Here is a 12564-nt window from a genome sequence, read left to right on the forward strand (position 1 = left end):
GACGGTGTCCGCGTGGCGGACGACGGTGCCGTCGGGGCGGTCCGCCAGTGTGACGGGTGCTCCGCAGGGGCAGGCCGGGGAGCGGGCGTGAGCGGTGGCTCGGGCCTGAGTGGTGAGGGCGTGCAGGAGTGGGGTGGGGGCGGGGGTCACGGGGTGAGGGTACGAGGGGCCGGGGCGTACGGAACTGTGGGTTTCAGGTGCTCGGCGCTGGGGGGGCGGGGGGCGTTGCGCAGCCCGGCGCAGCGGGGTGCCTCCCCCAAGCTCTCGGCTTCGCTCGAGCAGGGGGGACCCCCATCGCCCCAGCGGCACGACTGCCCGCGGCTGGGGGGCAAAAGCAATGCCGGCGCAGCTCCCCAGCTGCGCCGGCATCATTGCCGTCCGCCGTACCCCCGTCCCCACGGGGTTTCATGGGTGGATGTCCCCGCCCGGACCGCTCTTCCGGGCCTGGGGTCGCCGCTCAGCGCCCCAGCATCTCTCCCACGGACGACGCCTGTGTGGCCACTGTCTCCCACCCGTCGAAGACGAGGAGGAGCAGGACCGCCAGGGGAAGGGCCATCAGCGTCGCCACCACGGGGTGGCGACGGCCCTGGCGGCGGGAGCGGAACGCGGCGGCGTACGCCTTGCGTCCCTCCTCGCGGATCATCGTCCGCGGCGCCGTGTGGGCCATGGCCCCTCTCCTGACCGTTCTCAGTTGTCATGGGCAGCGGCGGGTGTCTGACCTCGGGGGACGAGTGCTGCCACCCGCCGCTTGACCTCAAATCTAGGCGTCCGGCCCTTCCAGGGCGTCATGCCCTCGTACCGATTGCCGGGCCTCCCGGAGGATGAGCCGTCGCCCGCGATGTACTCCCCTGGGTGGAGACGCGGACCCGGGTCTCAGGGTGTTCCCCGAGGGGAAGCCCGGCTCACCCTGCTTTGTCCTGACTTTCCTTCCAGGGATCCGGCTGCTCCCGCAGCTCCGGCACCCAGTTCGCCACAAAGCGTGCCGTACGCACCACTGTCCCCCTACGCGTGACTTCGCTCACTTCCATGACACCTCGTCGTACCGTCGTCCCCGGCCTGCGGGCCGCCCTGCTCGTCGGCACCTCGTCCGTGCCCGTCGTGTCACCGGCGGCCACGACTGTTCGCACAGGATCACCCTGGACGGGGTCAATCCCCTTCCCCTGGCGGGTGATTGGGGTACAGCGGAGTGTGAACGGGAGCTGTTCGCACGCTCCGTGACCACCTTTCACATCTCCCGGCCACCACTGACAATCCGTCGCCCCGAGAGGGCGCGGCCTCTGCGCGCGGGCGGTCATGGAAACGTAAGCTGTGGCTCGTCACAGGACCGGGCAGCGGGGATGAACATGGCGATGATGCGCCTGAGGCGCGAGGACCCGCGCGTCGTCGGCTCGTTCAGGCTTCACAGACGGCTCGGCGCGGGCGGGATGGGCGTGGTCTACCTGGGCTCCGACAAGAAGGGGCAGCGGGTCGCGCTCAAGGTCATCCGCCCCGACCTGGCGGAGGATCAGGAGTTCCGCTCACGGTTCGCCCGTGAGGTCTCGGCGGCGCGGCGGATCCGGGGCGGCTGTACGGCCCGGCTCGTTGCCGCCGACCTCGACGCGGACCGGCCCTGGTTCGCCACCCAGTACGTGCCCGGCCCCTCTCTGCACGACAAGGTCGCCGCCGAGGGACCGCTCGGCGCGGCCGACGTCGCCGCCGTCGGTGCCGCCCTGTCCGAGGGCCTGGTCGCCGTGCACGAGGCCGGGGTCGTGCACCGGGACCTGAAGCCCTCCAACATCCTGCTGTCCCCCAAGGGGCCGCGGATCATCGACTTCGGTATCGCCTGGGCCACCGGTGCCTCGACACTGACCCACGTCGGCACGGCGGTCGGCTCGCCGGGCTTCCTCGCGCCGGAGCAGGTGCGCGGGGCCGCCGTCACGCCGGCCACGGACGTCTTCTCGCTCGGTGCCACGCTCGCGTACTCCTCCATGGGCGACTCGCCCTTCGGGCACGGCAGTTCCGAGGTGATGCTGTACCGCGTCGTGCACGAGGAGGCGCAGCTGCACGGCGTACCCGACGCCCTGGCTCCGCTCGTCCGGGCGTGCCTGGCCAAGGACCCCGAGGAGCGGCCGAGCACGCTCCAACTGTCGCTGCGGCTGAAGGAGATCGCGGCCCGCGAGTCGCAGGACCTCACCGGTGTACGCCCGCCCGCGCCACGCGGCGCCGAGACCGAGCGGCCCGCCGACACCTACCCCGAGCGCACCCGGCGGCCGCAGGGACAGCAGGGCACCGGGGCGTCGGGCATGCAGCGGGGCCGGGGCACTCCCCCGCCCCGGGGTTCGGCTCCCGCCGGGGACGGGGCTCCCCGGCGCGGAAACGGCCCGCAGGGCAACGGCAAACCGGCGGGGCGCGGTACCCGAGGTGCTCCGGCGGGTGGCGGCTCCCCTCGTGGCGGCTCCCCTCGTGGCGGCGCCCCGTCACGGGCCGGATCCAGGCCGACGCCCACCGGGCGCAACGGGACGCGGTCGAACAGCGGCAGCCGTCCGGCTCCCCACAGCGGCACGGGGCGCCCGGCGTCCAGGAACACGGGGACCCGGCTGCGGCCCGCCAACCCGCGGTTGCTGCGGCAGCGGCTGTTCGTGTTCGTCGTCGTCACACTCGTCGTGGCGCTCGGCATCGCCCTCGTCCAGGGCTGCCAGGGGCCGGCGCGAGGGCTGGGCGGCGACGGGGGCGGCGTGCGCCAGGAGCGCGTACAGCAGGGACACGCTCCGCAGGACATCGGACCGTAGGGCTTCGGTAGGGCTTCGGACCATTGGGCTTCGGACCGCAGGACATCGTCCCGCAGGACATCGGACCATACGGCTTCGGACCGTAGGGCTTCGGCGCCGTCGGCCCGCGCCGTTCCACGACGGTCCCTAGGCGTGGGGGCGGCCGGTGGCCACGGCGTAGAAGGCGACGGCGGCCGCCGCGCCCACGTTGAGGGAGTCGACGCCGTGAGACATGGGGATGCGGACCCACTCGTCGGCGGCGACCAGGGCCTGGGTGGACAGGGCGTCGCCCTCGGCGCCCAGCATCAGGGCCACCCGGTCCATGGTGTGCGGGCGGCCTCGTCGAGGGGGCGGGTCTTCTCGTCGGGGGTCAGGCGAGGAGCGTGAAGCCGGTCTCGCGGACCGACTCCAGACTCTCGGCCAGCTGTCCGGACGGGCGTACGGGACGGAGAAGACCGCACCCATCGAGACCTTCACGCTGCGGCGGTAGAGGGGGTCGGCGCAGTCCGGGGAGAGCAGGACCGCGTCCATGCCGAGGGCGGCGGCCGAGCGGAAGATCGCGCCGATGTTGGTGTGGTCGTTGACCGACTCCATGATCACGACACGGCGGGTCCTGCGGAGGAGGTCGGCCGCCGTCGGCAGGGGCTTGCGCTGCATGGAGGCGAGCGCCCCGCGGTGCACGTGGTAGCCGGTGACCCGCTCGGCGAGCTCCGGGCTGACGGCGTAGACCGGGGCGGGAAGCTCGTCGATGACATCGCGCATGACGTCGACCCACTTGGCCGAGAGCAGCATGGACCGCATCTCGTAACCGGCTTCCTTGGCCCTTCGGATGACCTTCTCGCCCTCGGCGATGAAGAGGCCCTCGGCGGGTTCGCGCTTGCGGCGCAGCTCCACGTCGGTCAGGCCGGTGTAGTCGCGCAGGCGCGGGTCGTCGGGATCCTCGACGGTGATGAGATCGGCCACAGGGTGATACTGCCTTGTCCTGGGTACGGTGCCAACGGCTTGGGACGGGTTGGGTTACCCGGGGTTACTCGCTCGGGGCGGTGACCAGAGGGCCGACCTTCACGACCTCGCCGATGACGATGACCGCTGGGGGCTTCACGTCCTCGGTCCGTACCGTCTCGGCGACCGTCGCGAGGGTCGCGTCGACACGGCGCTGAGCGGCCGTCGTGCCCTCCTGGACGAGGGCGACGGGGGTGTCGGCCGGCTTTCCGTGCGCGACGAGCGTCTCGGCGATCCTTCCGATCTTGTCGACGCCCATAAGGATGACCAGCGTGCCGGTCAGCCTGGCCAGGGACGGCCAGTCGACCAGGGAGCGCTCGTCGTCGGGCGCGACATGGCCGCTGACCACGGTGAACTCGTGGGCGACGCCGCGATGGGTGACCGGGATGCCGACCGCGCTCGGGACCGAGATCGAGCTGGAGATCCCGGGGACGACCGTGCAGGGGATGCCGACCTCGGCGAGGGCCTGCAGCTCCTCCATGCCACGGCCGAAGACGTACGGGTCGCCACCCTTCAGGCGGACGACCGACTTGCCCTGCTTCGCGTGCTCGATCAGCGCGTTGTTGATGGCCTCCTGGGCCATGAAACGACCGTAGGGGATCTTCGCCGCGTCGATCACCTCGACGTGGGGCGGGAGTTCGGCGAGGAGGTCGCGGGGGCCGAGGCGGTCCGCGATGACGACGTCCGCCTCCGCGAGCAGACGCCGGCCGCGGACCGTGATCAGGTCCGGGTCACCGGGGCCGCCGCCGACCAGGGCGACGCCGGGCGTGCGGGTGCGGTGGTGCGGGGCGACCAGCGTGCCGTCGCGCAGGCCCTCGACGACCGCGTCCCGGATGGCGGCGGTGTGGCGGGGGTCGCGGCCACGGGCGTCGGTGGTGAGGACGGCGACCGTGACGCCCTCGCTGTGACCGGTGGCCGGGGTCCAGGCCGTCGCCTCGTCGGCGTCGTCGGAGCGGACGCACCAGACGCGGCGGCGCTCCGCTTCGGCGGAGGCCCTGGTGTTGGCGTCGACGTCGCCGGTGGCGATCAGGGCGTACCAGGCGTCGGTGAGGTCGCCTTCCTCGTAGGGACGCCGGCGCCAGGTGATCTCCCCGGCATCCGCCATGGCCTGTACGGAGGGGGTGACCTCGGGGGACACGAGGAGGATGTCCGCGCCTGCCGCGATGAGGGCGGGGAGGCGGCGTTGGGCGACCTGACCTCCGCCGAGGACGACCACGCGGCGGCCGGTGAGGCGGAGGCCTACGGGGTAGGCGGGGTGTTCGGCCATGAGGGTGTGGCTCCTGTTGTGGCGGTGTTCGGTGCCCTGACGTGCGGATTTTAAGGCGCGGGGGGTTGTGGGGGCGAGGGTGTCCGGTGGCTGGGCATCGTGGCCGGGTGCGCCCTCGTGGGTCCGTGCCCACCCGTTCCGCCCTGCGGAACGACTGCCCACGAACCCACGAGGACCCAAGAAGCCTTACTTCTCGGTGACTCCCGCCGAGTCGAACGTCGCCACCTCGTGCATCGCCCTGGCCGTGCTCTGGACCAGCGGGAGGGCGAGCAGGGCGCCCGTGCCCTCGCCGAGGCGGAGGTCGAGGTCGACCAGGGGGCGCAGGCCCAGCTTGTTGAGGGCTGCCACATGGCCCGGCTCGGCGCTGCGGTGGCCCGCGATGCAGGCGGCCAGGACCTCGGGGGCGATGGCACGGGCCACCAGGGCGGCGGCACCGGCGCTGACGCCGTCCAGGATGACCGGCGTGCGCAGGGACGCGCCGCCGAGGAGGAGGCCGACGATCGCGGCGTGCTCGAACCCGCCGATCGCGGCGAGCACCCCGATCGGGTCGGCCGGGTCCGGCTGGTGGAGCTCCAGGGCGCGGCGGACGACCTCGGTCTTGCGGGCGAGGGTCTCGTCGTTGATGCCGGTGCCCCGGCCCGTGACCTCGGCCGGGTCCGCTCCCGTGAACACGGAGATCAGCGCGGCGGACGCGGTCGTGTTGGCGATGCCCATCTCACCGGTGAGCAGGGCCTTGTTGCCGGCGGCGACCAGGTCGCGGGCGGTCTCGATACCCACCTCGATGGCCTGCTTGGCCTCCTCGCGGGTCATCGCGGGGCCGGTGGTCAGGTCGGACGTGCCGGCACGGATCTTGCGGGGCAGCAGGCCCGGAGTCGCCGGGAGGTCGGCGGCCACGCCCACGTCGACGATGCAGACCTCGGCGCCCACCTGGGTGGCGAAGGCGTTGCAGACGGCTCCGCCGCCGAGGAAGTTGGCCACCATCTGGGCCGTGACCTCCTGCGGCCAGGGGGTGACGCCCTGGGCGTGGACACCGTGGTCCCCGGCGAAGATCGCGACGGCCGCGGGCTCCGGGATGGGCGGCGGGCACTGGCGGGACAGGCCGGACAGCTGTGCGGAGATGATCTCCAGCATGCCCAGCGCACCGGCCGGTTTGGTCATGCGCTTCTGGCGCTCCCACGCCTCGCCGAGCGCCTTGGCGTCGAGCGGGCGGATCTGCGCGACGGTCTCGGCGAGCAGGTCGTGCGGTTCCTCTCCGGGCAGGGCGCGGCGGCCGTACGTCTCCTCGTGCACGACCCAGGACAACGGGCGGCGCTTGGACCAGCCCGCCTGCAGCAGCTCGGGCTCGTCCGGGAACTCGTCGACGTAACCGACGCACAGGTAGGCGATGACTTCGAGGTGCTCGGGCAGGCCGAGGGCGCGGACCATCTCGCGCTCGTCGAAGAAGCTGACCCAGCCGACGCCGAGTCCTTCGGCGCGGGCGGCGAGCCAGAGGTTCTCCACGGCCAGGGCGGCCGAGTACGGCGCCATCTGGGGCTGGGTGTGACGGCCGAGGGTGTGACGGCCGCCGCGGGTCGGGTCCGCGGTGACGACGATGTTCACCGGGGTGTCGAGGATGGCCTCGATCTTCAGTTCCTTGAACTGCTTCGCCCGGCCCTTGGGGAGGGACTTCGCGTACGCGTCGCGCTGGCGCATGGCCAGTTCGTGCATCGCGCGCCGGGTGTCGGCGGAGCGGATGACGACGAAGTCCCAGGGCTGCGAGTGGCCGACGGAGGGCGCGTGGTGGGCGGCCTCCAGGACACGGAGCAGCACCTCGTGCGGGATCGGGTCGCTGCGGAAGCCGTTGCGGATGTCGCGGCGTTCGCGCATGACCTTCAGTACGGCCTCGCGCTCGGCGGGGTCGTAGGCGGGGGCTGCCGGGCCGGTGGACTGCCGTGCTTCTGCCACTGCGGCCGCGCTTTCCTCGTCGTGACGTGCCTGGTCGGCCAGGTCTTCCTGTTCGGCGGCCCGGGTGTCCAGGTCGTCGGCGTTCTGTACGAGTTCGGCGTCGCCCTCGCGGGGTGCGGGGACCATGACGACGGTGTCCGCCTCGACGACGGGCCGGGACTGCTGCGGGCCCTGGAGGACGGGCTGGGCGCTCTGCTCGTCGGTGGTCGGCACGGTGATGTCCTCGGCGGGGTCGGTGTGGGGTCGGTCGGCTCATGGCGGGCTGAGCCGTCTTCGGGGCTGGGCTCGGCTGCCGGGGCTGTGCTTCTGCTGCCGTGGCGGCCGCTGATCGGTTTCGGTGGTCCTGAATCGTCGTCGGTGTATCCCGCCAGGTAGATCGGGGGAGACTGTCTCTGCGAGGACGATAAACGTTAGCGTCTCGGGGGCCGGGGCGGCGGCGGTGTCGGCGGGTGCCTCGGGGGCGGCGGTCTGTGGAGCTGTCACCTCGGGGGCCTGCGCGGCTGTCCCGGCGTCAGTTGCCTCAGGGGTCTGGGGGTTGGCCTGCGCGGCGATCGGCTCGGCAGGTTGCGCGGCGGGTGCGGCGCCGGTGGTGTTTGGCTCCTGCGCGACGGCCTCGGGGCCCACGCCCGTTGCCTGGGCCTGTGCGGCGGCCTCGGGGCCGACCGCGTCCGGCGCCCGCACGGCAGGGGCGGGGCCCTCGGGCGCCGCGGCCTCGGGGCCGGCAACCGCCTCTCCGGGACCGGCCTCGGGTGCCGCGACGGCGTGCTCGGGCATGACGGGAGCCTCCGGGAAGGGGACCGCTCCGGGGGCCGGTGCGGCATCGGGGACAGGAGCGGGCGCCACGTCCTGCTCCGCGGCGGCGGCCACCGGGGCCTGTTCGCCGCCGTCGGCGGAGTCGCCCGCGGGGGCCGTGGGAGCGGCGGCGGCAAGCTGCTGCTCACCGGACTGCCCGGCACCGTCCATGACCGGGGCGGGCTCCTCGGCCTGCGCCGGTACAGCCCCCGCCTCGGCGGGGTCGCCCTCGACGGCCGCGGCTTGGGCCGAGGCGGCCCGCTCGGTCGCGGCGACGACGGGATGCTCTGTCTCCGGGCCGGCGCCTGTTCCGGCGACGTCGGCCACGCCGGCCTCCGGAGTGGCTTGCCCGGCCTCGCCATCCGCGGGGACGGCCTGCCCGGCCTCGGCGTCGGCCACGCCATCCGTGAGGACGGCCTGCCCCGTCTCGGCGTCGGCCACCTGGCCGGCTTCCGGGCCTACGCCCGCGCCATCCGGCTCGCCGGCAACCTCCGCGCCCTGCACCGGCGCTGCCTGCGCGGCCTCGGCGGCAACCGCCTGACCCGCGTCCGGGCCGCCGGCCTCCGCGCCTCCCACGGGCGCCGCCTGTCCGGCCTCGACAGCAGCCACTTGACCCGCGTCAGGACCGACGCCGGGCTCGCCGACGGCCGCCGCGCCCTCCGTCGGCACCGTCTGCCCGGCCTGGGCGGCAACGGCCTGATTCGCGTCCGGGCCGAGGTCCGGCTCACCGGCACCTTCAGCGCCCTGGACCGGCACCGCCTGCGCGGCCTCGGCGGCAACGGCCTGGTCCGCGTCCGGGGCGGGGACGGTCGCAGGCTCCGGGGTCTGGGCGGTCGTCGGCGGGTGTTCGGCCTCGGCCGGGTGGGCCGGCGTCGGCTCCACCGTCTCCGTCGCCACGCCGGTCGCGACGGCCTGGGCCGTCTCCGTCGGCAGCGGAGCCGGAACAACCGTTTCCGCAGGTGCCGCCCCGGCGCCCACCGGGGCCTGGGGCACGGTCTGCGCGCTCCAGGCAGCCGCGGGGGACACGAGCGGCTCGGGGGCGCTCGGCGCGTCGAGGTACTCGGGACCCGCCGACGCGGGTGCGGGCTGCCGTACGGGCGCGTCGGCGGGGCCACGGTCCGCCAGGGAGCGGACCGGGCTGGCGGAGCTGTCGGGCAGCGGCGGGCCGAGGTGCAGCGGCCGACGCGGGGTGATGGGCGGGATCGGCGGCGGGTCGGGCAGGGCGGACGCCGCCGAGGTCGACCGAGCCGCTGTCACGGCCGGAGATCTCGTGCGGGCCCGGGTGGTGCACGGTCTCCACGACCGGCTCCGGCGCGGGCGGGGTGACCTCGTTGCCCCAGGCACCGTGGGATCCCGGCAGCAACGGTCCTCTTCCTCGATGGTGTCCTCGGAGACTTAGGCGTTAGACACCCGGCCCGAGGCACCTGCGCTGTTTTACTATGACTTGGCTCTCGGCAGTCCCTCGCCCGGGACTGCCGATGTCGTCATGCGTACCCCTCGCCCATCGGTTAGTGCTCCTACGACCAGCTCACCCGGAACGGCGCACCGACCGCCCCACAGTGAAGAACGAGCGTGCGTCCCCAGCGGCACGAACGGCCCGCCCGCAAAAGGCGACAAAGCCACTCACTGGCATTGTTGCGGCCGAACCACCGTCACGGCACGTTGATCCGCGACGGTTCTGCTGTGGACTGCGCCACGTTGCGCGTCCTCCGGTTCTGCCGTACCACCCCCACCCCAAAACGGGTGAGTTTTCCGGACATTGACCGACGAACCGCCGGGCGTCCTGGTGCGGTGCAGCGATCGGCCAGCCTACCGCGCGCAGTACGACAACCCGATCACGGGGACGTCCGCGGGATCAGGCGCTGCGCCGGGGCAGGGCGCCGCTGAGCAGGAACGCGACGCTCCGTTTCTTCTCCGTCCAGGCCCTGGTGTCGAGTTCGACGGACTGGAGCAGGGCGCACTCGACGCCGTAGCCGTGCTCCGTCAGGTCCCGGCCGATGAGTTCGGCGGCGTCGCGGGTGGCGGCGTGGGTGACGATGCGCTGCGGGCGACGGTCGGCGACGGCGGAGACCACGGCCGCTCCCCCGCCGCCGACGCGGACGACGTCGGGTTCGGGGAGGTTCTCCAGGATGTGCGGGGCGCTGCCGTGCACGATCTGGAGCTGGGCGCCGAAGCGGCGGGCGGTGGCGTCGGTGCGTGCGCACGCCGCCCGGTCGCTGTCGACGGCGATGACGGCGGCGCCCGCCCGTGCGGCCTCGATGGCGAAGGCTCCGCTGCCGCAGCCGATGTCCCACACGAGGTCGCCGATGCGCGGTCCGAGGCGGGCGAGTTGGGAGGCGCGCAGCAGCTGGGTCTCGCCCTCGCCGAACTCGCCGCCGTAGGCCTCGGCGGGCAGGGACCAGTCACGGGGTCCGGCGGACGGGTCGCGGCCGGCGATCCAGCCGCCGGTCTCTCCGGCGGTACCGGGGCGGGCCGGGCCGCCGAGGACGATGACGACGTTGGGGTCGCGCCAGGTGTGGTCGGCCGCCTTGTCGGAGGTGACGACGGTGACACGTTCGCGATCGGTGCCGAGTTCCTCGCAGATGACGAAGGAGCGGTGGACTCCTTCGAGGAGCAGGCCGAGTTCGGCCGGCCCGGCGCCGGGCGAGGTGAGGACAGCCACCTTGGTGTGGGCTCGGCATACGTTGACCGCGCGGCGCAGGGTGCGGCGGTGTGCGACGACCACCTGCGCGTCGTCCCAGGGCATCCCGGCCCGGGCGAAGGCGGCGGCGACCGAGGAGACGGCGGGGACGACCTCGACCTCAAGGCCGAACTCGGGGGCGCGCAGGGTGCGTACGACGCCGAAGAAACCGGGGTCGCCGTCGGCGAGCACCACGGCCGTGCCGCGGTGGGCGGCGATGCGGCGGGCGGCGAGGGCGACGCTGCCGAGGCGGATGCGCTCGGCGCCGGCGGGGACCTCCGGGAGCGCCAGGTGGTGGGCGGCACCTGCCACGAGCGTGGCGGCACCCAGGGCGGCGCGCGCCGCGGCGGTCAGCGGCGAACCGTCCCAGCCGATCACCGTGACCCGGTCGGCCATCGTCGTCAGTCTCCAGGGGTTCTCGCAGTTCGTCTGCGTGTCGTCGGGTGAGCGGCCCGCAGGCGGGCTCCGTGAGAGTACCCGGTGAAGCCGGCGGAGGGGGCTGCGGTGCCGTCGCGCTCGGGGCCGTGGGTCAGTTCCAGTCGCCGAAGGAGGTGAAGCCGCCGGGGGGCCGCTCGCCCACGCCGTCGAGGTCCTCGGGGAGCAGGCTCCAGACGATGAGGTCGGTGCGTACCTCGGTCCACTCGTCGTCGCCGGTGCGGGTCCGGGCTATCCAGGCGCCGCGCAGCACTCCTTCGCTGATACAGCCGATCTTCTGGGCCACCTGCTGGGAGGCGGTGTTGTCGGCCGCGGTGCGCAGTTCGAGGCGCTCGAACTTCTGGTCGTCGAAGAGCCACCGGGCGGTGACGAGCACCGCCTCGGAGGCGTAGCCCTCGCCGCGGGCCCAGGGGGCGGTGACGTAGGAGATCTCACTGGAGCGGACCCGCCAGTCGGTGTTCTTGAGGTGGACGATGCCGACAAGCCGCTGGGTGAGGAACTCCGTGACGGCGAAGACGATGCCGCGGCCCTCGGCGCGTTCGGCGGGGGCCTGTTCGGTGATCCAGGAGCGGGCGTGCGCCTCGGTGTAGGGGCGCGGGACGGTGGTCCACGTGGTGACGAGCTCGTCGTTCATCATGTCGGCGAACGACTGGATGTCCGGCTCCTCGAGGGGGCGCAGTACCAACCGCTCCGTGCTGATGGAGACGTTGGGAAAGGTGCTCGTCATGCGCCGCTCCGTAACCTTCGGTGAACCTTCAAGGCCTGCTCAACTGCCCAGCATGCAGCATGCAAGCACTGATCCGCACCACGGGGCCCTCCCCCACCCGGTGAGGGAGGACGCCGTGTGTGGCGGGTGCCGGGCGCGGGCTCAGAAGGAGGCGAGCACGGCGCCGTCGTACTTGTCCTGGATGAACTTCTTCACCTCGGGCGAGGTGAGGAGCTTGGCGAGCTTCTTCACGCGCGGGTCGTCCTCCTGGCCCTTCTTCACGGCGAGGAAGTTGCCGTAGGGGTTGTTCTTCGGGGACTCCAGGACGAGGGCGTCCTTCGCCGGCTTGAGGTCGGACTCGAGGGCGTAGTTGCCGTTGACGACGGCGGCGTCCACGTCGTCGAGGGAGCGCGGCGTCTGGGCCGCCTCCAGCTCCTTGAACTTGAGCTTCTTCGGGTTCTTGGTGATGTCGGAGGGGGTCGCCTCGCTGCCGACGCCGTCCTTGAGGGTGATGAGCCCGTGGGCGGCGAGGAGCTTGAGGGCGCGGGCCTCGTTGACGGTGTCGTTGGGGACGGCGACGGTCGCACCGCTCTTCAGGTCGTCGGCCTTCTTGACCTTGTGGGAGTAGAGGCCGAGCGGTTCCAGGTGGACCGTGACGACGGGCACGATGTCGGTGCCGTTCTTCTTGTTGAAGTCGTCGAGGTACGGCTTGTTCTGGAAGTAGTTGGCGCCGACGGAGCCGTCCTGCGTCGCCGTATTCGGCGTGACGTAGTCGGTGAACTCCTTGACCTGGAGGTCGAGGCCTTCCTTCTTGGCGAGGTTGTCCTTGACGTAGTTCAGGATCTCGGCGTGCGGGGTGGGGCTGGCGGCGACGATCAGGGGTCCGTCGGTGCCCGAGCTGTCCCCGCCGCAGGCGCTGAGCCCGAGGGTGAGGGCTCCGGCGGCGAGTGTGGCGGTGGTGATCTTGGCGGTGTTACGCACGAAAAGTGCC

At 73.0% G+C, this 12564-nt stretch carries 10 protein-coding genes and 1 pseudogene; 1 reads left to right on the top strand and 10 read right to left on the bottom strand.

What is annotated here, in order from left to right:
* From SSQG_RS42530 to SSQG_RS42535, 3 genes and pseudogenes are all read right to left on the bottom strand, one after another.
* Positions 1-150, bottom strand: a pseudogene (locus SSQG_RS42530) (aminoglycoside phosphotransferase family protein); the annotation flags it as partial.
* A gap of 307 nt (positions 151-457) precedes the next feature.
* Positions 458-667: a hypothetical protein gene (locus SSQG_RS06995; RefSeq protein ID WP_003989022.1), complete on the bottom strand. Its 210-nt coding sequence runs from the start codon at positions 665-667 to the stop codon at positions 458-460.
* Between the two features lie 235 nt (positions 668-902).
* Entirely contained in the window at positions 903-1151 is a 249-nt protein-coding gene (locus tag SSQG_RS42535; protein WP_078507013.1) for a hypothetical protein, read from the bottom strand.
* Positions 1152-1337: 186 nt separating this feature from the next.
* Here SSQG_RS42535 and SSQG_RS07000 point away from each other — a divergent pair, with 186 nt between their 5' ends.
* On the top strand, positions 1338-2768 hold the full coding sequence (locus SSQG_RS07000) for a serine/threonine-protein kinase (protein ID WP_003989023.1): 1431 nt from the start codon (positions 1338-1340) through the stop codon (positions 2766-2768).
* A 126-nt stretch (positions 2769-2894) separates the two neighbouring features.
* Here SSQG_RS07000 and SSQG_RS07005 read toward each other — a convergent pair whose 3' ends face one another.
* The 7 genes from SSQG_RS07005 to SSQG_RS07030 form a co-directional block, all read right to left on the bottom strand.
* Positions 2895-3710, bottom strand: a complete 816-nt coding sequence (locus SSQG_RS07005; protein WP_003989024.1) for a TrmH family RNA methyltransferase — start codon at positions 3708-3710, stop codon at positions 2895-2897.
* A gap of 64 nt (positions 3711-3774) precedes the next feature.
* On the bottom strand, positions 3775-5016 hold the full coding sequence (gene cobA, locus SSQG_RS07010) for a uroporphyrinogen-III C-methyltransferase (protein ID WP_003989025.1): 1242 nt from the start codon (positions 5014-5016) through the stop codon (positions 3775-3777).
* A 186-nt stretch (positions 5017-5202) separates the two neighbouring features.
* Entirely contained in the window at positions 5203-7173 is a 1971-nt protein-coding gene (gene cobT, locus SSQG_RS43935) for a nicotinate-nucleotide--dimethylbenzimidazole phosphoribosyltransferase (RefSeq protein ID WP_003989026.1), read from the bottom strand.
* A 39-nt stretch (positions 7174-7212) separates the two neighbouring features.
* Positions 7213-9009, bottom strand: coding sequence for a hypothetical protein (locus SSQG_RS43940; protein WP_425314982.1), 1797 nt, complete (start codon positions 9007-9009; stop codon positions 7213-7215).
* Between the two features lie 598 nt (positions 9010-9607).
* Positions 9608-10828 carry a precorrin-6y C5,15-methyltransferase (decarboxylating) subunit CbiE gene (gene cbiE / locus SSQG_RS07020; protein ID WP_003989028.1) on the bottom strand — a complete coding sequence of 407 codons (1221 nt, stop codon included), beginning with the start codon at positions 10826-10828 and terminating at the stop codon, positions 9608-9610.
* Positions 10829-10961: 133 nt separating this feature from the next.
* Positions 10962-11594 carry a GNAT family N-acetyltransferase gene (locus tag SSQG_RS07025; RefSeq protein ID WP_003989029.1) on the bottom strand — a complete coding sequence of 211 codons (633 nt, stop codon included), beginning with the start codon at positions 11592-11594 and terminating at the stop codon, positions 10962-10964.
* 141 nt (positions 11595-11735) lie between these two features.
* A complete protein-coding gene (locus SSQG_RS07030) occupies positions 11736-12554 on the bottom strand; it encodes a MetQ/NlpA family ABC transporter substrate-binding protein (RefSeq protein ID WP_003989030.1) in 819 nt (272 codons plus the stop codon).
* Positions 12555-12564 lie beyond the last annotated feature (10 nt).

The organism is Streptomyces viridochromogenes DSM 40736 (assembly GCF_000158955.1).
Taxonomy (GTDB): Bacteria; Actinomycetota; Actinomycetes; order Streptomycetales; family Streptomycetaceae; genus Streptomyces; species Streptomyces venetus.

Coding starts and splice junctions, on each gene's coding strand:
- SSQG_RS06995 (WP_003989022.1), bottom strand. CDS start 667: ATGGCCCACACGGCGCCGCGGACGATGATCCGCGAGGAGGGACGCAAG.
- cobA (WP_003989025.1), bottom strand. CDS start 5,016: ATGGCCGAACACCCCGCCTACCCCGTAGGCCTCCGCCTCACCGGCCGC.
- SSQG_RS07000 (WP_003989023.1), top strand. CDS start 1,338: ATGAACATGGCGATGATGCGCCTGAGGCGCGAGGACCCGCGCGTCGTC.
- cbiE (WP_003989028.1), bottom strand. CDS start 10,828: ATGGCCGACCGGGTCACGGTGATCGGCTGGGACGGTTCGCCGCTGACC.
- SSQG_RS07025 (WP_003989029.1), bottom strand. CDS start 11,594: ATGACGAGCACCTTTCCCAACGTCTCCATCAGCACGGAGCGGTTGGTA.